The organism is Thermoactinomyces sp. DSM 45892 (genome assembly GCF_900107305.1).
In the GTDB taxonomy this organism is placed as follows: Bacteria; Bacillota; Bacilli; order Thermoactinomycetales; family Thermoactinomycetaceae; genus Baia.
In genome coordinates, this window is record NZ_FNPL01000025.1 from 1 (window position 1) to 22646 (window position 22646).

Consider the following 22646-nt stretch of genomic DNA (forward strand, 5'->3'; position numbering starts at 1 on the left):
CCTCGCTCGACTTGCATGTATTAGGCACGCCGCCAGCGTTCGTCCTGAGCCAGGATCAAACTCTCCGTTAAAGAGAATGTTTAGTACGCGTTATCTGCGTGCTTAGCATTCTCTTAGTTCGACGGCACAGCCGTTCGAACTTCCGAGTTTAATTAGCTCAATTTAAATTAATTAACAGGTCTTGGTTCATTCACTCTTTAGTTTTCAAGGAACACTTGCTTATTTATTTGTGCCACCGTATCGCGGCGACATGTAATAATATATCATGTCCCAAAAAGGGAGTCAACAACTATTTCAAAAAATATAGGTTTAGATCAAAAAAAACTGTACTGCTAGTAAGTATGCTAAACCCGGAAGTCCTAAAGCACCTGTAATCGTCGCTGTAATTGGATTAATAGCTATCGTGAATCCAAAAAATGTTCCAATCCAGTTTACTACAAGTAACACAACACCACCAATCACCGAATACATAACACCTCGCCACATCCATCGTAACGGTTTTATAACTGATCTGCTTACAACCATAAACAAAACAATTCCTAAAAATCCCGCTAACATCCACCATTTAATAAGTTCCACAGCTTGTCACCCTTATCCAGTTTTGTTCTCATTCTATGATCGCAACCCCCAACGTATGCAAAAAGAAAAAGCAGCCAACATAATCAGCTGCTCTTCCTCTATAATGATATGCTATAATTCTCTTCTACCTTCTAATGCTTTTGTTAGTGTAACTTCATCTGCGTACTCTAAATCCCCACCCACCGGTAATCCATGAGCAATCCGAGTTACTTTTAACCCAAAAGAACGGACTAATTTCGAGAGATACATAGCCGTTGCCTCTCCCTCAATATTGGGATTGGTGGCCAGAATCAATTCCTTAATCGTCTCGTCTCCTAGCCTTCTAAGGAGATCCGGTATTTTTAACTGTTCTGGACCAATGCCTTCTATAGGGGAGATTGCGCCGTGTAACACATGGTATAAACCATTAAACTCCCTCGTTCTCTCCATTGCCATCAAGTCTCTCGTATCTTGAACCACACAGATAGTGCTACGATCTCGCTTGGAATCGCTACAAATATAACAAGGATCTTGATCGGTGATGTTTCCGCAAACCGAGCAAGTACGTAAATCCCGCTTAGCACGCACCAACGCCTTAGCAAAATCCATTACATCTTCCTCTTCCATCCGAAGAACAAACATCGCCAAACGTTGAGCCGACTTCGGACCAATCCCTGGCAAACGAACAAAACTCTCAATTAGTTTCGAGATTGGTTCAGGTACATACACTGGGCGACACCTCTATCCTGTTTCTCTAAAACAATCCTGGGATATTCATTCCACCTGTAAATTTACCCATATCTTTATTTACTAGCTCTTCCACTTGTTTAAGTGCTTCATTGAAAGCGGCCGTGATTAAATCTTGAAGCATTTCTGCATCGTCTGGATCAATTACTTCAGGAGCAATTTCAATTCCGCGAAGTTGTTTATGACCATTCATCGTCACTTTCACTACTCCGCCTCCTGCTGTCCCTACTACTTCTTTGTGTTCTAATTCTTCCTGAGCTTTTGCCATCTCTTGTTGCATTTTTTTAACTTGTTTCATCATTTGATTCATGTTACGCATTCAAATCATCCTTTCTTGTATAAAACTAATCCTTTTTAATCTGGACTAGATCTTTCCCGAATATCGTAATTGCCTGATCCACAATGGACGAATCCATTTGATTAGGGGATTCCTGTCTCTTAGATACTACACGATCCTCTACCATTTCAGAAGAGCTTTTTTGCTCCTCCTTTGGCTGAACTAACTCCCAGTCACTCCACATAACCGTTTGAATTTGATAGGTATGTTGCAGAGTTTGGGAGATCACTCTCTCGATAATTCCACGATAGGGTTGTCGTTCTGTGGTTTCACGGTGAATCTCCGTTCGAAAAGCCAAAATCACCACTTGATCCGTAACAGCCACGGGTTCTCCATTGACGAGCCACGCATAAACGGCCATTCGTTCGTTACGCAATTTATGCAAGATATCGCTCCATGATTGCTGAACCTTTTGCAACGCTGTCGGTGATGTTTTTGCGAGTAGTTCCGGAGACAATTTTTTACCTCTTTGAACCGTAGCCCTCGGAAGGGATTGTCTTGGCACCACTTCAACCTGCTGGGAATCTCGACCCTCTACTACTTGCGGTTCATCATGCGACGATTGAACCAACCTCTCCACTATTTTCTCCAATTGTGCTATTTTTTGATGTAGCATTTGGATTTCCTGTGAGAAAGGTCCGATATCTCGATCAGAACTAGCACCCCCATTCATCGCTTTAAGCAGGGACATTTCCAAAAAAATCCTCGGGTTGCTTACATGCTTCAAGTGAGGTTGGTCCTGAAGCAAAGAATCAAGAATTGCTTGGAGTTGCTTAGTTGTTACTTTCGTTTCTAACCCTGCAGTTGATCCATTTTGCTCTGCTCCTTGCAACTTTGCTACTTTTGGTGCTGTTTGGATAAGTAACAAATCGCGACATGTATAAACAAGATCATAAAGAATACGATCAGGCTCATTTCCTTCTGCCGAAAGCTGATCCAACAATTGAAGTATAAGACCGGGATTCCGCTCATGTATGCCTTGAATTAGCTGGTACATCATCTCTTTACTCACAATTCCCAGCACCGACCTAACGACTTCTTCAGTAAGAACTTCTCCCCCAAATGCAATCGTTTGATCTAACAGACTTAATGCATCCCGCATTCCACCATCAGCCGTACGGGCTAAGGTGAATAAAGCCTGATCTTCATATCGAATCTGATTCGTGTCACAGATCAACTGTAAACGTTTCACAATCACTTCAAAGGATATCCGCCGAAACGAAAATCGCTGGCAACGCGAGATAATGGTGGGAAGCAATTTATGTGGCTCTGTTGTCGCTAGAATAAAAATAACGTGGGGCGGTGGTTCCTCTAGTGTTTTCAATAAGGCATTAAATGCTTCTGTCGTCAACATGTGTACTTCATCTATAATATACACTTTAAATCTAGCTTCGGTGGGTGCGTATTTTACTTTATCACGTAGATCACGTATTTCATCTACCCCTCGATTCGATGCGGCATCCATCTCAAATACATCCATCGAAGCACCATCCGTAATTTGACGACAAATTGCACACTGATTACACGGCTCTGCCGCAGGGCCACTTTCACAATTTACCGCCTTGGCAAAAATTTTCGCCGCACTCGTTTTCCCCGTCCCTCTAGGACCACTAAACAAATAAGCATGCGATAACTGTTGCTCCACAATTGCATTTTGCAGCGTTCGAGTCACATACTCTTGTCCTACCAGATCTTCAAAACGTTGGGACCTCCATACTCTGTATAAGGCGCGATAGGACATAGAAAAAACACTCCATATCGATTCAAATTCTACTTCATTCATATTTGCTTCTTTTATGATACTATATCGGGCAGCAAACACCAAAAAGAAAACCCACTAAAAAAAGTGGGCTTTCTTCGCTGGAAGGAAAATCGTAAAAATAGTACCCGTAGCACTTGATTCAACGGAGATGGTACCGTGAAAGCTGTCGATTAACTTCCTACAATTATATAGTCCGACTCCAGTACCATTTTGCTTAGTCGTATAATAGAGATCAAAAATTCTAGAAAGATTTACTTTAGGAATGCCGCACCCTTCATCCTTTACATGAATCGCAACATTCCCTCTCTCGGAATCGTAATCTAATTCCACTATAACCTCTCCCTCTTGCTTAGAGGCTTCCATTGCATTTATGCAGAGGTTCATAATCACATGCCGAAGCTCAAGTTCATTTGCGACAACAGGGGGGATGTCTCGATTCCGATCCTCAAAATGAAGATGAATTCCTTTATTTGAAGCATGACCTTGTAAAAATCGAACGGTATCTTGAAGAGTCTTTTGGGGATGAATGATTTCTAAACTGTTTTGTTGCTCCACTTTGGCAAAACTTGAAAACTTTTCTAATGAATTTTGTATAAACTCTAAGTAATGATGCCATTGTTCTGGTTTGCTACCGCTTTCATTTTCCTTTTCCATCTGAAGGAATCCCTTAAAACAAGTAAACGCATTTTTTAAATCGTGAGCCGTATTTGATGCTATTAACCCCAAATGCGATAACCGATCCATATGCTTGATGTTCTCTTCCAGCATTTTGGGTACCGTTATATCTTCGATGGTTACATAAAAATCATTCTTGCTTTCACATTCAAGGGGAACCGATTTAAATAACAGATATCGATCACATCCCTTAACCGTCCATTTAATTTCCATTTGCTTTTCCACTTGCAGATCCTCAAAAAAATCATACAAAGCTCTTAGGTTGTTTCGATCCATCGGTCGTAAATTGCAAATAACAAACCATTGTCTGTCAAGAAGCGTTTTGGCTGTAACTCCTAGAAAACGCTCTGCACAACGGTTCATTTCACGAAAAATCAGATATTCATCTAAATAGAGATATCCAATTCCCATCTTTGACAACAAAATCTGTTCAGGACGCTCCGTGTTGTAGTTTGGCAATAGAGTCCGTAACTGGTATGCCCTCGGACTATTCGTACTAACTAACGTTTGTCGATCCGTATTAACCATACCTTTTCCACCACACTATAACTCGCCTCAAGACCATGGCATCTCAGATCCTCCGGGTTTGAATGGAAGGAATCCCTATCGCATCCCTACCATTTTCAAGTATTTACTTCACTAATTCGCTTCTAACTTCTAACTTCCTTCTTTTGGTAAAATATATTTTATTAAATTTGAGTTCATGTAAATGGGGCCGGATTCCTCTCACCCTTCCTAAATCGAAAAAAGCCAACTCCATCATGAAGTTGACTTAACTCTCATATGTAGCCGTGCACCAATCTCTGACTCAAACAACCTATACGGCACCTATCATTCTTGCTCGGACCAGGCAACCCTACGGCACACGAACGATCTCCCTTAGTGCTGCTTCCTTCCAGACCTGACACGGTTCAGAAGTGCTCGTTGCGTAGGACCCAATCTTCAACACAGGACTGATAGACCTGCTATAAACTGAATAAAGCCTCGGATTGGAATTCAGCCCCGCTACAGCGGATTGCGGGTTACAGGGCACCGCTACCTCCCCACCTAGCACGGTAATAGTTACTATAACACAGAAACCACATACAAGGCAACGTAGGTGATGGGGATCCCGAGTAACATAAGGATTTGATGACATAAAATGGATTCCCTTAGGAGCCATTATAGCCATTGTACTTGCTACTTACTCAAAAAACAAAAAGACAAGCAGAGGTAGCAAGTCAACTGCTTAGGCTACTCTCAATAGGAATATCTTTTACCATGGACACTTACTCCCTCGTAACGCCAAACACGCAAAAAAAGCCGCCAAGAAATTGGACGACTTCCTATTCGGGAATTAGTTTAACACTTTATCGAACTAAAGGTTTGCATTTTGTTTGCACTTTCCTTCTTCTAACGTTATAGGTAAAATGTTAGAACTCCCCAAACCCTTGCTATGGCAGAGAGGGTGGGATTTGAACCCACGGTACGCCGGAAGACGTACAACAGATTTCGAGTCTGCCTCCTTCGGCCTCTCGGACACCTCTCCATAGTAAAAATCTTTACAAGATATAATTCTATGTGTATCTATTTTTCTTGTCAAGTATTGGATTGACCTAACACGCGGTTTTTCTTTGCTTCTTTTCTCTTTTCACGAATCCCTCGAAAAAATTGAGTGAGTAGATCACTACATTCTTGTTGCAATACGCCTGATTGAATCTCTGTCTGATGATTAAAACGAGTATCTTGGAGCAGATTCATCAACGATCCCGCACAACCTGCTTTCGGATCGAGGGTTCCGAAAATGACCCGTCTTATCCTCGATTGAATGATAGCTCCTGCACACATCGGGCAAGGCTCTAATGTAACGTATAAATCACAATCAATCAGACGCCAACTACCTAGTCGCTCCGCGGCCTCCTGAATCGCGATCATCTCCGCATGGGCGGTGGGATCTTGATCCTTTTCTCGTACATTATAACCACGCCCTACAACTTCTCCCTGAAGCACCACAACTGCACCAATAGGGACCTCGTCAATCTCCTCTGCCTTCCTTGCCTCTTCAATCGCAAGCTTCATATAAAACTCTTCCATATCATTTTCCTCTCGATGTCATACAACTTGCTATAGGGGAAGCAACCTTCCCCACATCTCTCCTTTTAATGACTCGCCGCCCCATTAAAGTGAAACGTCGACAACATCAAATCAGGTGCCTTCACCGTACTCATCAAACCTGTCCAACTATGCAGTTTCGATTGATCTCCCACCGCTACCACGTGATTAAAAGCACTTGGAATCTTCTCTGTAAAACGCAGGTTCTTAACTGGTGAAACAATTTTACCATTTTCAATATAAAAAGTCCCACCGCGTGTCATGCCTGTAAGTAAGATCTCCTTCGAGTGAAGTACACCTACATAGTGGAAACGGGTAATAAGGATTCCTCTCTCCATCTGCGAAATCATATCCGCACGAGACGTTCTTCCTGCTTCCATGTGAAGATGAGACGGACTGATCCCCACATAAGATGGACTCAGGGGATACCTTGCATTCCCTGTTGATTTACACCCGTACTTCTTGCCAGTCACATCATCATAGACCATACCTGTCGCGACTCCATCTTGAATCAACGAAACTTTTTGCTTTGGTAGCCCATCCCAATCAAAACCATCCGGCAATCCTTCTTTTCCCAAAGGATCTTCACTAATAGAAAGTTGTTCACTTAATACACGGTATCCCATCCGATTTGATAGAAAGCCGTTCCCTTGATGATACGTAACAGGATTAAATGCAAGCACACCCCAATAGGATAGTAACTCTGCCGTTGCCTTCTGCTCCAATATAACAGGATAGTCACCAGCAGGTAGTTCGATGGCACCCTCACTTAATTGGCATTTCTCAATCGCTACTCGCGCCACTTCTTCTGCCTGTAGATCATAAAAGGATTTTTTAGTGTCAGATGCATAGCCTGATCCTGTTTTTCCTAGGACAACGGCATGAACTTCTGCTTTAGTCCGTCGCCCGTACACCCTTACTCCTGAGCTATTGGCCACTGCTTGATCGACCACTTGAACCTGAACGGCGCCCGCAGCTCGCAGATGATTAGCAATTGAATTTGATACAATGACATCTACCATTTTAGCCATTTCAGCGGCCGTTACTTGCTCCGTCGCTTCATCACAACCATTCACTTGAGGAATAATTTCCTGCTCAGGGAATCCGGCTACTGTAGGGTGAATCGGTGCAAATTTAGCTAACTCCACCGCTTGTTTTACAGTACGATACAAAGTTTTTTCATCTAATTGGTTACAAGATGCCATTCCAATCCGTCCAGATAAAATCACCTTTACCATCATCGTATGATCTTGCTTTCGTACATTTTGAATCACTTGATTGTTAGCGTATCTGGTTAAGGTATGTTGGTCTCCCAGTAAAAAACAGGCAATGTGATCTGCTAACCCTTGTCCTGTATTAATGACAAAATCGCATGCTTGTAAAAAAGCTTTCGCAATCGTATGCTCCTGAATTTTCACCTTAATTCACTCCAATCTGTACCTGACGAAATCTAGCAGTCGATGCACCGTGACTCACAAAAATGGTTTGGTAAGGCTCGCCTTTTCCACAGTTGGGAACGCCCCATAATTGCCAATCATCATGGGCGATCGCATCACAACGAGACCAAAATTCAGGACTATTCGAAGTATAGAAAGGATTCTTTAGCATTCTAATTCTCTTTCCATCCTTAATCTCCCACGCAATTTCACAACCGAACTGGAAATTATATCGAATATCATCGATACTCCAGCTTTTTATACCTTCCATGTAAATCCCAGACTCTGTAGAGGAAATGATTTCGTTAACCGTAAAGTCACCGGGTTCTAAATGAACGTTGGTCATTCGTACGATCGGCACGTTTTGCCATCCAACCGCTCTCATCGCTCCTGAGCTTTCGCTATGAATGCGAGGAGCTGTATCCCTGCCACTTAGATAACCAACAAACATTCCATTCTCCACAAGCGGGGTCCTCTGCGCAGGGATCCCCTCGTCATCATATAAATAGGTGCCCACTCCGCCTTCTGTAGTAGCATCTGCTGTTAAACAAACCATTTCCGAACCATACTGAAAGTGACCCAAGCAATCAGACGTAAGAAAACTCTCCCCTACAAAGCCAGACTCCTCGCCGAGAGCACGATCCAACTCGACAGCGTGTCCACAAGATTCATGAATCTGAAGTGCAAGCTGGGATCCATGCAAAATCAGAGTTTGAACCCCCTCCGGACAATTATCTGCTTGTAACAGTTGCGCCGCCTCCTGTGCCACCCGCGCCGCCTCTTCAACTAATCCCAAACCTTCTATATATTCATAACCCGCTTGCTGAAAGTTACCTTGAAACGTATTCGGATAAGACCGAACTTGTACATCCTTCCCATCCGATGCCACCGCTTGAATTCCTGCACCTACAATGGTTGTCTCCTGATAAATATGAGAGCCCACACTATTTAAAAAGAGCTTTTCTTCCCGATGCATATACATCATCGATTTAGCCACCGTCACCTCAGGCTGTACCCGTAAGGCTGCATTAGCGATCTCTAATAACTCCATCTTCTCTGCTAAGGGAACGTCAAATGGGTCCCTTTTGAAGGGAGTACGATATTCCGCAACTGCTTTATCAATTGGACTTAATACCAACTTTTCTTGACGAACAGACCCACTTGCTTTCGCTAGCCCGATTGCCTGCACGATACATTTTCGCACCTCTTGTTCACACTGCTTCGGGGTACTAACAAACCCCCATCCTCCTTCTACCAAAACTCGAATCCCAATCCCTTGATCCTCATGATAAAGAAGCTTTTCTAATTCCCCATTTTGGATTTCGAGTTCCTCTTTGATAAATTGAGAAACACGAACATCCGTATACTCGGCCCCTAGCTTCTCAGCCTCTTGAATTGCGAATTTAGCTATGTGCTCCATAGGTTCCTCCTGAACAAGGGTTCAAATCTTATCTAAATAATTCATTTCTTAATCGTATTTTCCTTTAAAATTGAAAAAAGACCTAGATTCGTTCCTAAGTCTTTTTCTTACATGTTGGGTACAGCTACCTCTGTTTTACATGATGAGCAAGTTCCATAGATTTCAAATTTATGTCCTGTTATATCAAAGTCTTCAGGCTTCCCCAAAATGGCATTCATCGGGCAAACATGGATCGTCCTCGTCTTTCCACAAAACGTACATATCAGGTGATGGTGGTGCTCATCTCCTCCGCAACAAAAACGATAACGCCGCTCCCCGTGCCATTCGGTTGCCTCTACTATACCAATATCTTCAAATAAAGCTAGATTACGATAAATCGTATCAAAACTAAGTCCTGGATAATCCGCTTGCATATAATCCAAAACTTCTTTCGCGCTAAGATAACGACTCTCCCTATAAAAAACTTCTACCAAACTTTTACGCTTTCCCGTATATTTATAGCCATTTCTCTTCAGTATCTCGAGTGCTCCTTGTAAATCCATCTACAATCGCCCCTATCAGAATCTATGGAAACCGCTCTTTATCTATTTTTCCGTATTCGTGAGATCAGATAAACAACCTTTTTGATCAAAAACACACATAACAACATCATGATAGAAACTAGTACAATCGCCCCTCCAGAAGCTAAATCAAAGCGGTAGGCAGCCAGTAGCCCTAAAATAACAGATAATTCACCATATAAAACAGAAGCAATCAATGTTTGTCGAAAACTATTCGTATGTTGTAAAGCAGTTGCGACAGGTAGGGTAACCAATGCAGATACTAATAAAATCCCCACCACTCGAATGGAAGAAGCAATCACAAGCGCAACCACTACAATAAAAAGAAAATGAACCAACGAACGATTTACACCTGTTAAAACAGCATTTTCTTCATCAAATGACAAAGCAAATAATTCTTTCCGAAATAAAAACAGTACCAATAGTGTGATTGCCGCCACCATCAAAATCATCTGCAATTCATCGGTTCGTACTGCCAATATATTTCCAAATAAATATCCAGTAATATCAACATTAAATCCATCTGCCGCGCTAATCAGCACAACCCCTAGCCCAATGCCACCAGACATAATAATGGGAATCGCAATCTCCGAATAAGTACGATACATCCGCCTCAATCGCTCTACAAACAGAGAACCTATCACCGAAAAGCCCATCCCTATGTAAATGGGATTGATCTCTGTAAACAGATTCAATTTCTTTTGAAGAAATAAACCTGCTGCCACCCCGGATAACGTAACGTGGGATAGCGCATCAGCAATTAATGAAAGCCTCCGCACGACCAAATATACGCCAATCAACGGAGAGATTAATCCGATTAAAAGCCCTGCATAAAGAGCATGTTGTAAAAACTCATACTGTAAAAAATCCTCAATCAAACTTCTTACCTCCTTCCCATCCTAATGGTGATGGTGCTCTACTAGTTGAATATCGTAGTCATATGCCGCTGAGAGAATTTCCTTCTGACGTCGCTGAAACTCAGCCGCCTCTCCGTGGAAAAAGAGTCTCTTATTCAGACACGCCACTCGATCCACATAAGAAGAGATAACACCAATATCATGCGTTACCATGATCACTGACAACCCCTGATTTTGATGAAGAAATCGCACTAGCTCATAAAATTGAGTGGTTGATTTCGCATCCACTCCAACCGTCGGCTCATCTAATATCAAAAGCTCCGGATTCCCCACCAAAGCCCTAGCAATAAATGCTCGTTGTTGCTGTCCTCCTGATAACTTCCCGATATTCCGATTCGCCAAATGAGACAACTCTACTTGCTCCATTACTTCATCCACACGTCGCCAATCAGACTTTTTATATCTTTTAAACAGCCCTAGCTTTCCCGTAAGCCCAGACGCTACAATCTCCCGCACTGTGGCCGGGAACCCTAGATTAAAGCTATTCGCCTTTTGTGAAACATAACCAATTCTTGAACGTTCCCTAAAATGAGCAATCGAAGAACCAAAGAGATCGATTTCCCCTTGCTGTGGCCGCATCAACCCCAGTATCATTTTCATCAAAGTAGACTTCCCAGAACCGTTTGGCCCTACAATCCCTAGAAATTCCCCTTCTTCGAGAGATAGAGACACATCATCAAGTACTTTTTGATTCCCATAGGAAAAATAAAGATGGCTCACCTTTAGTATCGGAGTACTCATATTACATCGCACCTAATGCTTTCGCTAGATTTTCCTTATTCTTTCTCATCACGCTAAAATAATCTTGTTTACTCTTAAGCTCTTCTGCTGTTAATCCCTCAAGTGGATTTAAGATGAGCGCTTCTGCCTTCACTTCATTTTTTACTACATCCGCCATCTTACCGCTCACTAGTGTTTCGAAGAAAATGTACTTCACCTGATGCTCCTTCACTTCATCAATAATTGCTTTTAGCTCTTTCGGTGTTGGCTCATCCTCAGGTGAAAGCCCTGATATGGAAATCTGTTTCAAACCATATCGATGAGCTAAATAGCTAAATGCGGCATGAGACGTAACAAATTCTTTCTTTGTTGCCTGTTTCACCATCGCTTGAAACTCCCCGTCCAACTGATCAAATTGCTTTTCAAGCTCAGCAAAATTTTTAGTATATTCCTCTTTATGAGCTGGATCCACTGATACAATCGCATCATAAATCTTACGGGATTCTTTCTTAGCCAAAGTAGGATCTAGCCATAAATGCGGGTCCATTCCTTCGTGATCGTGGCCATGATCTCCTTTGGCTCCGCCTTCTTTTTCCAAAGCTAGTCCATCCGATGCGTTCACTATTTTCGTCTTGTTCTTATCTAGATTAGAGGCTGCCTTCTCCGTCCATGACTCAAATCCTGATCCGTGATATAGAAAGATATTTGCCTTACTTAACTTCGCTAAATCTTTAGCAGATGGCTCAAAATCATGGGACTCCGTTCCGACCGGAACCACATTCGTCACTTGAACATGACTCCCTCCGATTTTCTTAGCGAAATCTTCTAATGGATATAGTGTCGTCACAATCGATACCAAACCATTCTGATTTGCACCATCCTTCGATTCTTTTGACGAACAACCTATTATAGATGTTAAAAAAAGACAAGAAGCAATTATTCCGTAAAAATACTGTTTTTTCATACCTATTTTCCTCCAAAAACGTGCATCTTTTAAAAGTAACATCATTATATAGGAAGGGATGAACGGTTGTAAATCGTAAATATTACGTTTTAAATGTTCTTTATTTCATTTTTTCTTACCTATTATTTCCTTAATTGAAGTTAGCTAACAAAAAAGCCTATAGAAAAAGCCCGCTACATGCAGGCTCTCATCAACAAAGTATAACTTGCTATACAGCTTAACTAGCTAGCGACTGCATAGACGATTCTTGTTTCGCTGCTTTTTTCTTCCCCAAGTATCTTCCACCTATCTGGGTCAAAATCACCGCTCCAACGAAATAACCCAGCAAAATAAGTGCATCGTGATACACAACAGCTTCGTTACCATTTGATAGAATAGCTCGTAATCCGTGTACTGTATACGACATCGGTAAGAATGGATGGATCATCTGGATGAAGTCCGGAGAAAGTTCAATCGGGTACGTTCCCCCACTTGATGCCAATTGGAACATCAAAATGACAATCGCCATGAAGCGTCCAACGTTACCCAGATACGTCACCAACATCTGGTTAATAGCGATAAATGTCACACCCATTAACATCGTAAATACATACAACCAGATAGTAAGTTCCACTTTAATTCCCAATCCTTGCGTTAGAGCTAGTGAAGTAATAACCGCCTGAACCATCCCAACGATACTTACCATCCCGAGTCGCACAGGACGATACGAGATCTTCGATGAGAATTGGAAAATATCAAAGATAGTAAAGAGAATCATCGCTCCTACCCATAAAGAAAGGGAAAGGAAGTAAGGCGCAAATCCAGTTGCATAGTTTGGTACTTTATGAAGCTCGTTTTCCTTTACATGAACCGGATCAGACATAACGGATCCCTTCTCCGTATCCGCAACCAATGATTCCTTGGCCTTATCTACACCGTCTTGTAGCTCTGACGCTAGTCTGTCTGAACCCTCATTGATGATCCGGCCTAATCCTTTGGATAAGTCTCCCAATCCTTCTTTTTGTAGTTTCGTAACCCCTTGCGCTACTTTAGCACTACCATCTGCTAATTCTTGTGCTTTTTTCAATCCGTCTGGAATCTCTTCTTTCTTTTTTTGCAGATTCGCAATCTCAGCATCAAGGCTATTAGTCAACTTCTGAAACTCTTTTGCAAAGTCTTCATATGAAGAAGCAGAAGACAACTTTTTTAATTGCTTATCCAGCTTACTAGCTTCAACCTGACTTCCTGTATTCCGTTCTTGGAGCAGATGAAGAGTATCTTGAAGACTCTTTACACTTGGTTCTTTTGCTAAGTCAGGATGTTTTTTTATCAACTCCTCGAGATTTTGACTCGCTTTTCCCTGCAGTTGAGATGCTTCTTTCAATCCTTTAGTAAGAGGAAATAGATCCACTCTCTCTCCTTTATCGATCGCACTTTTTTTGTTTTGAATAAGATTATTATATTCATGTACCTTGCTCTGTATCTTTTTAATATTTTCCTCAGTAATACGGAGTTTTTTTAATCCCTCTTCCACTTCTTTAACAGTCTGTTGAAGATTGGAAACCAACTTCGCATTTCCTGCCGCAACCTTCTGAGCACCATCTTTCAATACTTCTGTCTTTGCAATCATTGTCTCGGTGCCATCTTTAGCTTTTTGTATACTGTCCGTTAACTTTTGGGCCCCATCCGCTGCTTCTTGTAGTTTGTCTGTGCTTTTATGTAACTCAGCAAACATTTCTGTTAAAAACTCTTTCGTAATCTCATTTCCTAAATCCGTTTTTAAAGTTTGAACTACGCTATTTCCTAATCGGCTTGTTAGATAGTTTTGACTCGGATCCGATCGGTATTCAATCATACCTTGAAGTGGCTCAGGGCTATCAACTGTTAATGCCTTCTCACTAAAGTCTTTAGGGATGATAAGCGCAAGAGCAAAGGATCCATCTTGAAACCCATCTTCCATCTGCTTACGATTCACAAATTCCCATTTCACTTTCGAATTATCTTTTAGCTTATCTACTATCTTTTTTCCTGCTTCTACAGTGCGATCAGACTTATGCACACCCACATCTTCATTTACCACAGCTACAGGTAAATACTTTACATTTTCATATGGATCAAAAAAGGCCCACAAATAAATAAAGCTGTATACGAGAGGCAACGCCAATACCCCCAGCATAGCCAACCGCATCGATTTAATTTGCCAGATCTTCGCAAAATCGGAGTACTCCAGAAGGAGAGCCTTTGCTTTTTTTCGTTTGAGCATTACGTACATTCCCTTCAAGGTCGGAAAAACTTTATTTTCATGTATAATAAGGTCGCTTATTTATAATACTGACTGGTCAGTCAACACGTATTATAATATAAAAATATGCACAAAGGAAGTACTTTGTGCCTTGCAATATCATCTATTTTATTAACAAACTACGAAAAACGAGTTGGCTCAAACTTTGAATAATCATTTGAGTAACTTCTTCCGACTCATCAGAAGTCCAAGCACTATCCTCGAGAGTATAAAGTTTATGCAGAACCAATACGCTCCCTGCTCCAAAGATTGCAATAGCCATTTCAGATGGATAATCAAATTGGAAATCGCCAGTAGCAATCCCTCTCTCAATCAGTGACTCAATTAGTTGAATATATTCACGAATGCTCGCACGGAACTTTTGTTGTCGCTCCTTTGTTCCAAAAGCTTCATTCAAAAGTAGCTTGGCCAACTTTCCATTTTCCATAAAAAATTGACTATGGGCTCGAATCAATCCGTGCATCTGATCAACTGGGGAATCCCCAATATCGATATGGCGCTTCGCACAACCAATCAACTTCTCCATACCTTCATCCATTAATCCGGTAAACAAATCCTCTTTACTCTTAAAATGATAATAAATCGTTCCCTTTGCTACACCTGCCGCCTGTGCAATATCATCCATCTTTGCTTGGTCAAAGCCTTGATCAGAAAATACCTCTACAGCCGCTTGAAGTATAACATCCACTTTTTGATGGCGCATGATAAGCACACTCCTATATCCGTTCGATGTTAAGAACATCTTACACGGAAATGCAAACGTTTTCAAAGGTAAAATTTAAAACTCTAATGAATATCATAAAACAATGGGATAAAACCATCTTGATAAAAATTGTTATTTTTTATCCTTTACATCATAAGATGAAGTAGGAAGCAATTGCATAAGGAGGGTCTTCATGATATCCATTCAACATGACGATAAAATAATGAAAGTACCATCCGACTCCCTACCCATCTATCGCATATTGTATGAACAAATGGGATTCACAACGAAATGGGATTCACAAAAAAGGACACTAAACCTCTCCCCTCTTTTACAAGATAAGAAAATATACATCGTTGCCGAAGCACATGATTTCCTAGATTCAATTTTAGAAAAAATTCAAACATACTTCAGGAAAATCGGGATAGCGATTATTCAATTAAAACCCAATTCCACACTTTCAAAAGCCGGTGAGCTTTCCCTCCATATCACATACACTATTTCAGACAACTTAACCTCGCAATTCTACATTTCCTATAGCGGATCTCACTCAAAGTCGTGGGCTCTTATCCTTCAAAGAGAATTTGAAGAAAATGGATTTTATCAAGAAATCAAGCAGAACATGAAGAAAAAACCTTCCATTCCTTTATTAGAAATACAGTGCCACATCCCTGCATCTACTAAAAACATGGAAGAAGTTCAAGAAAATATAACCCAAACCTTGATATCAGCACTTCTTAGAGGCTTAACAAGAGAACATCCTTGGAGTCTGCTTCCGTACACCTCCGCCGACACCCTCAGCACTTTTCTTTTTCATAGTAAAGGGGATCAACCAGCCCCTATCCAGCCAGCAACCATGACCAAGTCAGCCATCCCTCTAAGAGCCGAAAGAGAAAAAAGAAACCTTACCCATATAAGTCCAAATCAAATGAATGCAGAAGTATATTTGGATTATCAAATCCTAGTTCCAAATGAGGAAAACACCCCTTTCTTAGTTATAGGAAGTATCTATATTAAAAATACTGGGACCAGTCATTTGCTTAATCCTGTCATTTGCATTCATACGGCTCCCAAAGAAAACGTAAAACTCAGCGGACAGATTATCCCACCCAAGCAAGTAGAAAATCTAGGAGTACAGTCTTTTGATGGAAATGGCGTCGTTGGCTGGAGGTATCTTGAGGATGATTGGTTCGAAAAAGCAAATCAGCGAGGTGAATATTGGGTTCGCCCCATTCAATCACTCCAAATCTCCCCTGGTGATCAACATTCATTTCCCAATTTTCAACTCTCCATTCCAAAGCCTAAAGATGGTGTCAGCGTCACCATTCAAGCTATCGTCTTCTTCCAAGAACAAGATCTTCAGTTTCCTTCCCATAACAAAATCGTTTTATCTTTTTAAGAAAGGGGATTCTCCATTGGACTACATGAGCTGGTTTGATTTTATCGTATTGATTCTCTCATCGTTTCGACTTACCCGCTTAATCGTATTTGATGAGATTACTGCTGTCCTGCGAAAGCCCTTTTTAGAAATCTCATATCAAACGAATGAAGCCGGACAGTTAGTAAGGAATGTGGATATAAAGGGATCGGGTTGGCGCTACAGGATTGGTCTACTTCTGAGTTGTTACTGGTGCGTGGGTATTTGGTCTACCATCCTCCTTTTTTCCTTCTATGTATGGATCCCATTATCCTTTCCTCTCCATATAATCCTAGCCATTGCCGGAGCAGCAGCTTTGATTGAATCAAAACTATATGTAGAGTAAGGAAGGGATTCGTACGTATCATTTGGATGATTTATAAAAATAAGATGATTTATTTTTGACAATGTACCATATAAAAAAATAGGCAAAAAAATGCTATTCGACTCACACAACATTTCGATAGTTTGCGTATATATATGTTGTGTACCAATAGTTTACTAAGGAGGAATCAAGTATGGTAAGACCGATCCGCGGTGGTCAGAATCTTATTCCGCCGATTCCCAATAACGTAGAGGCTGAGTGCATCTGCGTTCCCAAGGTGTTCGATTTCGTTTATTTGACAGAAGACATCACCGCCTCATTAGCAGTACCAACAGTCTCATTACTTGAATGTGGTGTTAACGGTGCGGTTGCAACTGTTACCTCCATTACATGTAGTGTCCTATCAGAACCATTCTTCCCACTCGATTGTGTAGGAAATCAAGGCTGTACTGTCTTAGATGTCCGTCCTGCCAATATTGACGGATCAAGTGCAAAAGTGGTGAAGGTGCAACAAACGATTCCTGTTGAAATTAGTTTAAACGGAACAAGTGAGCTTGGTCTCGAAACCACTTGTACCTTCGAAGCAGATGCCTTATTTGTTCAACAACTCGTTCTTAGCTTCCCAGATGGATTTACCAGTGACAACCTCATCTGTCGAGTTATCAGCGGTGATTGTGCGGTAACTACCCTAGTACCAGCAATAGGCGTCCCACTTGCAAGCTTACTTTCTGTAGATGTAGAGCTCTTCATTTGTAAGGAAATCCAAGTATTGGCGCAGGTGAAATTGGAAGTATTAGCGAAGTGTTGTCAACCACGTCCACCGATTCCAATTCCACCAACTGTCTGCCCACCACTGCTTTGCCCACCAAGCAGCGACTTCTATCCACAAGCTGGTTGTGACTGTCAAGCAGTAGTCAACACATTCTGTGATGTGGGCTCAGCAACCTGTACACTAAATCTAAATGGCGAAGACCTTACTACTGGTACCCAATACTTGTTAGCTACAACTTGCAACAGCTGTTCGGCATTGAACACGACTATCTCCTACAACTATGTAAATACAGAAGACCCAACTCAAAACATTTCCTTCACTGCAAATGGCGCGGAAGCAGAACATTGCGAGACAAATGCGATAGGTCAAACGCAAACAATAACAGGAACGGGTCTCGTAACCGTTGGCGGTTCAGCATCCTCTGTAGCCTACTCACTACAATTGCGTGAAGCACAAGTTGGTGCGGATGCTTATGAATTGATCATCCAAAGCCCAGGTGGTCTAGGAGGAGTTAGCATTACGGCTGTGAATTCTGCAGTTCCTTCAAATGAACTTGTAATCAATCATTGCGGAAACTTCCCAACGTAAAAACGGACCTCTTGATGTAACAAAGTATGACCATGTGATTTTAGGGAATAGCTGTTATCCTGTAGTTTGGCTAACAGCTATTTCCCTTGATTACTTCTAATGCGAAAATATGGGCGTAATATGTATAGAGTAGCTCCGTTTATTAGTCAAAAAGATAACTTGGGGGCTATAAGAAAATCTTTCAATGAATAAAAGTGATGTCTAAACAGACTATATTGTGAGAACACGTGTGAGGTGTTTGAATAAACTGTTATAGAAACCATCACTAGAGGAGGGAATGAAACCTCATGGCATTTTGGAATGGGAAAAATTTATTAAATGAGAAAGACAAGATTATAAATTGGTACAAGACGAAGGAAGAAAGTCATCGAAAAGAACTAGAGCAAAAGGATCTACTTGTCCTACACTATAAAGAGAAAGCTATCAAATACCAAGAAGAACTCGAGCAAGCTCAAAAGGACCTCCTACGTTATAGAGATCAGGAAGACAAATATCAAGCTGATCTCAAACAACAGGAGGAAATGATTTCCAGATACAAGGAGCAGACAGAAAATTATGTAAGTGTTCTCAAACAACAAGAAGAAATGATCAAGGAATTCAGAGCGCAGAAAGACCAAAATCGTTTAGAGGTAGAAGGAAAGGCTCGATTGATTCACGAGTTACAGCAAAGATTGAGAGTGGGGCGGGTCAAGGAAACCAAAAATAGCATTACCAATTATAGCGGTGCATCCAGTCCCAGCCAACCCGTTCCAGCAGAGTATCCTTTAGCAAATATCCGCTCAGATGGTTTTAAGAAAATGGAGAGACTTGCAAAACATGCAGTCCAAAACAGATAAATTCATAACAGGATGCCCACACTAGACATCCAGTCATGTTGTCCTTTTAAAAATTTGATAAAAGAAAGGGCGTAGGGAAATGGACCCTCGTATGGAACAATGGAGGACATTTAAACCTCGAAAATCGGTGTTACCTGTGATGCCACCAAGCACACCATCTATGCCTCCGAGTTCACAACGCTTTGCAAGGCCTGTTCAAACACCCAGTCAACAACCTAGCCAATGGCAACAGAAAACAGGTGCTCGAAAGGGGTGTTGTGGGGGACGCAGGTCGTCATAACCCACTAACAGGTGCTCTTGACCTTACGTTTGATCAGCATGTTTTTAAAACGATGATTCAACATTGCTTGGAATCTCGTCCTCTAGAGGCGTGTGGATTGTTATCAGGGAAAAACGATCAAGGGGCTACTACCATATTTCCTATGATCAATATCTTACAAAAACCAGATCGATTTGAAATGGATCCCAAACAGATTAGAGAAGTACTTCAGCATATAAAGAGTAAATCCAATAAATTAGTAGGAATCTATCATTCACATCCTACAGCCCCTCCATACCCATCCAAGATTGACGTAGCTTATGCAAATTATCCAGAAGTCGTATACATCATCGTATCCCTCATGAAACCGGTTCCAGAAGTCCGTTGCTTTCGCATTGTGAATCATCGTATTATCCCAATTCAGCATAGAGTTATGTAATCGGATACGGGGCTGTTCCAAAGTAGAAGATCTACTCGGGACAGCCCCATGCTCATGCAATTGGTTAGAAGATTCGTTAGAAGTTAAGGGGTTTGAAGCATAAAACAACTTCAAACCCCTTGATATCACTGGCGCACCCGAGAGGACTCGAACCTCCGACACCCAGTTTAGGAAATGCGAATTAAGTGTTTTTTAGGTTTTTTTCATCATTATGCATGTCTAGAAGCCTTGAAAATCATATGGTTCTACCAGTGGTATATTCCATTTGTATGCAGAGTTTGTTTGCAATTGGTTTGCATTTATATCTTATCTGCGTTGCTGATAAGAATCTATCGATTAAACATTTTTTCAACCCTTTGTTCCACTTCTTGATAGTACGTCTGACTCAACAGCATCATATCACTTACTGGGTGTCCCTCTCCATACCGCCTTACCACATCTCGTACACGCTCTTGAAGTGTGATCTCTATTCCTGTTGGAGATGTATGAATATCGCAATAAGTGATAAGATCGATAAACATATGATCTGTCTCATCTAGTAAATCATAGTTGTCAGAATACACCTCGAATAGATCAGGTCGAATATGTTTTGCACTGGTATAAGCATCTGAATGAAAAAGAATAGCCGCCAAAACAGACTTTGAAATTCCTATCTTCTGCACAAAAAGAGCTCCATCTAATGGATGGAAATTATATTGATTCAACTGTTCGCTATACCCAATATCATGTAAAAAAGCAGTTTGAATAAGTTGAGTCCTCCATTCATCAGGAATCACGATCTTTTTGACTAGCTCTTTCATTCGGTCAACCACACCTAGTATATGGTGATAGCGATCTTGTGTAGGAGGCAGATAATAACTAAGCTCTTGAGGATCAAAACTAGTTTTTATTGCATCTTGCGAGTCAACAAGCAACGATATCATATAATCTGTCTCCTTTATTCTTTATACTGATGCTTATATCACGCTATCTGATAAAAGCCCTTTCTTGATTTCGGAAAAAGTCATTAATTCGAACCGATTGAGCTGGATGTAAGTTCATTTTGGATAATTGTTCTTTTGAAAAAAATTCAACACATGTAGATTCATGACTAACAAATTTTTCACCACAGATAATATGACATTCAAAACAAATTGAAAATTGCTGACGAACCTCACCATCTGAGTACTCAATAAGATGCTGAGGATCAGTATAAACACCTACTAATTTTTTTACTTCAGTAATAAAACCAGTTTCTTCTTTTACCTCACGCATAATTGCGTCTTCAATCGTTTCTCCTATCTCCATTACTCCTCCCGGGAGAGACCATAATTGATTATCTTTTCGCTTGTGTAATAAAAGCTTTCCCTTGTTATTTACTACAATTGCCGATGCAGCAGGAACTATCAAATTTGCTCGAGGGGAATTTGATTCGTGATAATAATCTGTTCTAGCCAATAGTACAACCTCCCTGCCTTGTTAGATCTAGCTTTTTTCTGTGTTGATATCGTAATTGTAATGCAACTCATTTAGAGAAGCGTTACATATTATCTTGCTATACTCAAAGAGCACTTCTGTATCCTTTGTATCTGAATAGATTCCCCAAAGTAGCCGATCAATTTCTATAATCGGTGCAATGTTAGAAATGTTGAGTTGCTTTGCTTCTTCTTTAGTAGGAATACGACAGTTGATTGTTTCTGACGCTCTAGTAGGATGAAAGTTTTTGCTCTTCAATAGATCAAACAGTGGAATTTGTTGATCGTCTTTACCGAGGAGTCCTTCTGCTAGATCGGTAAGAAGATAGGTTTTAATGATTCTATAAGGTAGACCATCAACAATTTGAATGCGATGTCTTAAAATAACCTCACAGTTTTCTATAATGCCCATTTTTCCTGCTATCTCACTACCCGCAGGGGTTTTCTTTGTTTCTTCTAGATACCTGCTAATCACTTTTCTCCCCTGTTTTCTCATCTGAGAAATGAAATTACCTGATTTCATGGGGTCCATTTTCTGTTTTTGTTGAGTTGATTTTACGAATATCCCTCCTCTAGGAACTACATCCACTAATCCCTCTGCTTGAAGGCGCAAAAGAGCCGCACGGATTGTCCCTCTGCTTACTCCAAATTCTTCTGACAGATATCTTTCAGAAGGTAACTGTTGACCCGAAACATATATACTCTCATTGATTCGTTGGCGGATTGTTTCTACTACCTCATCAATTTTAGTATTCTTTTCCATTTAATGTGACCTCCTCAATAATAGAAACCAATTGGTAAAGACCAGTAACTATACAAATATATTATCAGAAAGATTATTATCATGCAAAAAGAGAGATTAGTTAGATATGTTCTGTTTATTAAACAATATTCAAAAAAGTATTGCATTGGTACATTCCATGTGGTATATTTCATATAAAGGTACATACCATATGTTATGTACCAAAAAAGAAAACGAGGTGCGTAAAATGAACACAACAAATCATATGAATCAACTTCTTCAAGAAGTAGCCGAACTCAATGCAAGAATACTTCATCTAAAACATCAACCAATCGAACGCCAATTAGAAACACGATCAGAATCTATTAAAACTTACAGTGCAAAAGAAACGGCCGAAATACTTGGTATTAGTCGGTCTAAAGTTTACGAACTATTGCGTAATCCTAGTTTCCCTGTCGTTCACATCGGCAAAAGAAAAGTCGTTCCGAAACACAAACTTGAAGAATGGTTAAATCAGCAAGCCCAATAAATCATAAGGGGTGAAACTTAATGAATCCGGTTCTATCTAAAATTGAATACCGCTTAGAAGTTCTCCAATTCCAGATCGAGACCCATTCCCATGGATTTCTACAAGGCATGTGGG

23 protein-coding genes, 1 tRNA gene, 1 rRNA gene and 1 other RNA gene are annotated in these 22646 nt (G+C 40.8%); 6 read left to right on the top strand and 20 right to left on the bottom strand.

Annotated features, from left to right (window positions below; translation table 11 throughout):
- From BLU58_RS15410 to BLU58_RS15490, 17 genes are all read right to left on the bottom strand, one after another.
- Positions 1–71, bottom strand: a 16S ribosomal RNA gene (locus tag BLU58_RS15410); the annotation flags it as partial.
- Positions 72–309: 238 nt separating this feature from the next.
- Entirely contained in the window at positions 310–558 is a 249-nt protein-coding gene (locus BLU58_RS15415; RefSeq protein ID WP_143123817.1) for a pro-sigmaK processing inhibitor BofA family protein, read from the bottom strand.
- A gap of 132 nt (positions 559–690) precedes the next feature.
- Entirely contained in the window at positions 691–1287 is a 597-nt protein-coding gene (recR, locus tag BLU58_RS15420) for a recombination mediator RecR (protein ID WP_093293634.1), read from the bottom strand.
- A gap of 25 nt (positions 1288–1312) precedes the next feature.
- On the bottom strand, positions 1313–1624 hold the full coding sequence (locus tag BLU58_RS15425; protein ID WP_093293637.1) for a YbaB/EbfC family nucleoid-associated protein: 312 nt from the start codon (positions 1622–1624) through the stop codon (positions 1313–1315).
- A gap of 25 nt (positions 1625–1649) precedes the next feature.
- Complete coding sequence (gene dnaX / locus BLU58_RS15430; RefSeq protein ID WP_255404751.1) at positions 1650–3464, bottom strand: DNA polymerase III subunit gamma/tau; 1815 nt, start codon at positions 3462–3464, stop codon at positions 1650–1652.
- Positions 3465–3479: 15 nt separating this feature from the next.
- Positions 3480–4607 carry a two-component system sensor histidine kinase NtrB gene (locus BLU58_RS15435; protein WP_093293643.1) on the bottom strand — a complete coding sequence of 376 codons (1128 nt, stop codon included), beginning with the start codon at positions 4605–4607 and terminating at the stop codon, positions 3480–3482.
- 261 nt (positions 4608–4868) lie between these two features.
- Positions 4869–5135, bottom strand: an RNA gene (gene ffs, locus BLU58_RS15440) — signal recognition particle sRNA large type.
- A gap of 380 nt (positions 5136–5515) precedes the next feature.
- A tRNA-Ser gene (locus BLU58_RS15445) sits at positions 5516–5607 on the bottom strand.
- A 50-nt stretch (positions 5608–5657) separates the two neighbouring features.
- A complete protein-coding gene (gene tadA / locus BLU58_RS15450; protein WP_093293645.1) occupies positions 5658–6152 on the bottom strand; it encodes a tRNA adenosine(34) deaminase TadA in 495 nt (164 codons plus the stop codon).
- A 65-nt stretch (positions 6153–6217) separates the two neighbouring features.
- On the bottom strand, positions 6218–7588 hold the full coding sequence (locus BLU58_RS15455; RefSeq protein WP_176786716.1) for a TldD/PmbA family protein: 1371 nt from the start codon (positions 7586–7588) through the stop codon (positions 6218–6220).
- Between the two features lies 1 nt (position 7589).
- On the bottom strand, positions 7590–9026 hold the full coding sequence (locus BLU58_RS15460) for a TldD/PmbA family protein (RefSeq protein WP_093293652.1): 1437 nt from the start codon (positions 9024–9026) through the stop codon (positions 7590–7592).
- Between the two features lie 107 nt (positions 9027–9133).
- Complete coding sequence (locus BLU58_RS15465; RefSeq protein ID WP_093293655.1) at positions 9134–9568, bottom strand: Fur family transcriptional regulator; 435 nt, start codon at positions 9566–9568, stop codon at positions 9134–9136.
- A 38-nt stretch (positions 9569–9606) separates the two neighbouring features.
- Positions 9607–10464: a metal ABC transporter permease gene (locus BLU58_RS15470; protein WP_093293658.1), complete on the bottom strand. Its 858-nt coding sequence runs from the start codon at positions 10462–10464 to the stop codon at positions 9607–9609.
- Positions 10465–10485: 21 nt separating this feature from the next.
- Entirely contained in the window at positions 10486–11244 is a 759-nt protein-coding gene (locus tag BLU58_RS15475) for a metal ABC transporter ATP-binding protein (RefSeq protein WP_093293661.1), read from the bottom strand.
- Between the two features lies 1 nt (position 11245).
- Positions 11246–12187 carry a metal ABC transporter solute-binding protein, Zn/Mn family gene (locus BLU58_RS15480; protein ID WP_093293665.1) on the bottom strand — a complete coding sequence of 314 codons (942 nt, stop codon included), beginning with the start codon at positions 12185–12187 and terminating at the stop codon, positions 11246–11248.
- 217 nt (positions 12188–12404) lie between these two features.
- On the bottom strand, positions 12405–14429 hold the full coding sequence (locus BLU58_RS15485) for a YhgE/Pip domain-containing protein (RefSeq protein WP_176786717.1): 2025 nt from the start codon (positions 14427–14429) through the stop codon (positions 12405–12407).
- 142 nt (positions 14430–14571) lie between these two features.
- Entirely contained in the window at positions 14572–15171 is a 600-nt protein-coding gene (locus BLU58_RS15490) for a TetR/AcrR family transcriptional regulator (RefSeq protein ID WP_176786718.1), read from the bottom strand.
- A 193-nt stretch (positions 15172–15364) separates the two neighbouring features.
- Here BLU58_RS15490 and BLU58_RS15495 point away from each other — a divergent pair, with 193 nt between their 5' ends.
- The 5 genes from BLU58_RS15495 to BLU58_RS15515 all read left to right on the top strand — a co-directional run bounded on the left by BLU58_RS15495 (position 15365) and on the right by BLU58_RS15515 (position 19807).
- Positions 15365–16570 (top strand): hypothetical protein, encoded by a 1206-nt coding sequence (locus BLU58_RS15495; RefSeq protein ID WP_093293674.1) that lies wholly within the window; start codon positions 15365–15367, stop codon positions 16568–16570.
- A 25-nt stretch (positions 16571–16595) separates the two neighbouring features.
- Complete coding sequence (locus BLU58_RS15500; protein WP_369813824.1) at positions 16596–16934, top strand: DUF1360 domain-containing protein; 339 nt, start codon at positions 16596–16598, stop codon at positions 16932–16934.
- Positions 16935–17106: 172 nt separating this feature from the next.
- Complete coding sequence (locus BLU58_RS15505; RefSeq protein WP_093293680.1) at positions 17107–18273, top strand: BMQ_0737 family morphogenetic spore coat protein; 1167 nt, start codon at positions 17107–17109, stop codon at positions 18271–18273.
- 287 nt (positions 18274–18560) lie between these two features.
- The gene (locus BLU58_RS15510) at positions 18561–19109 is read left to right on the top strand and encodes a hypothetical protein (protein WP_093293683.1); all 549 of its coding nucleotides are present in this window, start codon (positions 18561–18563) and stop codon (positions 19107–19109) included.
- Between the two features lie 257 nt (positions 19110–19366).
- The gene (locus BLU58_RS15515) at positions 19367–19807 is read left to right on the top strand and encodes a M67 family metallopeptidase (protein ID WP_255404750.1); all 441 of its coding nucleotides are present in this window, start codon (positions 19367–19369) and stop codon (positions 19805–19807) included.
- Positions 19808–20136: 329 nt separating this feature from the next.
- Here BLU58_RS15515 and BLU58_RS15520 read toward each other — a convergent pair whose 3' ends face one another.
- Genes BLU58_RS15520 through BLU58_RS15530 form a run of 3 tightly spaced genes read right to left on the bottom strand, consistent with a single transcriptional unit; the run spans position 20137 to position 22024 of the window.
- Complete coding sequence (locus BLU58_RS15520) at positions 20137–20730, bottom strand: HD domain-containing protein (RefSeq protein ID WP_093293685.1); 594 nt, start codon at positions 20728–20730, stop codon at positions 20137–20139.
- A 43-nt stretch (positions 20731–20773) separates the two neighbouring features.
- On the bottom strand, positions 20774–21244 hold the full coding sequence (locus BLU58_RS15525; RefSeq protein ID WP_093293688.1) for an NUDIX domain-containing protein: 471 nt from the start codon (positions 21242–21244) through the stop codon (positions 20774–20776).
- 27 nt (positions 21245–21271) lie between these two features.
- Complete coding sequence (locus BLU58_RS15530) at positions 21272–22024, bottom strand: GntR family transcriptional regulator (RefSeq protein WP_093293690.1); 753 nt, start codon at positions 22022–22024, stop codon at positions 21272–21274.
- 226 nt (positions 22025–22250) lie between these two features.
- Here BLU58_RS15530 and BLU58_RS15535 point away from each other — a divergent pair, with 226 nt between their 5' ends.
- Positions 22251–22532 (top strand): helix-turn-helix transcriptional regulator, encoded by a 282-nt coding sequence (locus tag BLU58_RS15535; RefSeq protein ID WP_218122205.1) that lies wholly within the window; start codon positions 22251–22253, stop codon positions 22530–22532.
- Positions 22533–22646 lie beyond the last annotated feature (114 nt).

Coding starts and splice junctions, on each gene's coding strand:
- BLU58_RS15475 (WP_093293661.1), bottom strand. CDS start 11,244: ATGAGTACTCCGATACTAAAGGTGAGCCATCTTTATTTTTCCTATGGG.
- BLU58_RS15425 (WP_093293637.1), bottom strand. CDS start 1,624: ATGCGTAACATGAATCAAATGATGAAACAAGTTAAAAAAATGCAACAA.
- BLU58_RS15500 (WP_369813824.1), top strand. CDS start 16,596: ATGAGCTGGTTTGATTTTATCGTATTGATTCTCTCATCGTTTCGACTT.
- BLU58_RS15465 (WP_093293655.1), bottom strand. CDS start 9,568: ATGGATTTACAAGGAGCACTCGAGATACTGAAGAGAAATGGCTATAAA.
- BLU58_RS15480 (WP_093293665.1), bottom strand. CDS start 12,187: ATGAAAAAACAGTATTTTTACGGAATAATTGCTTCTTGTCTTTTTTTA.
- BLU58_RS15495 (WP_093293674.1), top strand. CDS start 15,365: ATGATATCCATTCAACATGACGATAAAATAATGAAAGTACCATCCGAC.
- BLU58_RS15460 (WP_093293652.1), bottom strand. CDS start 9,026: ATGGAGCACATAGCTAAATTCGCAATTCAAGAGGCTGAGAAGCTAGGG.
- BLU58_RS15510 (WP_093293683.1), top strand. CDS start 18,561: ATGGCATTTTGGAATGGGAAAAATTTATTAAATGAGAAAGACAAGATT.
- BLU58_RS15485 (WP_176786717.1), bottom strand. CDS start 14,429: ATGCTCAAACGAAAAAAAGCAAAGGCTCTCCTTCTGGAGTACTCCGAT.
- BLU58_RS15520 (WP_093293685.1), bottom strand. CDS start 20,730: ATGATATCGTTGCTTGTTGACTCGCAAGATGCAATAAAAACTAGTTTT.
- BLU58_RS15435 (WP_093293643.1), bottom strand. CDS start 4,607: ATGGTTAATACGGATCGACAAACGTTAGTTAGTACGAATAGTCCGAGG.
- BLU58_RS15505 (WP_093293680.1), top strand. CDS start 17,107: ATGGTAAGACCGATCCGCGGTGGTCAGAATCTTATTCCGCCGATTCCC.
- BLU58_RS15490 (WP_176786718.1), bottom strand. CDS start 15,171: ATGCGCCATCAAAAAGTGGATGTTATACTTCAAGCGGCTGTAGAGGTA.
- tadA (WP_093293645.1), bottom strand. CDS start 6,152: ATGGAAGAGTTTTATATGAAGCTTGCGATTGAAGAGGCAAGGAAGGCA.
- BLU58_RS15535 (WP_218122205.1), top strand. CDS start 22,251: ATGAACACAACAAATCATATGAATCAACTTCTTCAAGAAGTAGCCGAA.
- BLU58_RS15530 (WP_093293690.1), bottom strand. CDS start 22,024: ATGGAAAAGAATACTAAAATTGATGAGGTAGTAGAAACAATCCGCCAA.
- BLU58_RS15415 (WP_143123817.1), bottom strand. CDS start 558: ATGTTAGCGGGATTTTTAGGAATTGTTTTGTTTATGGTTGTAAGCAGA.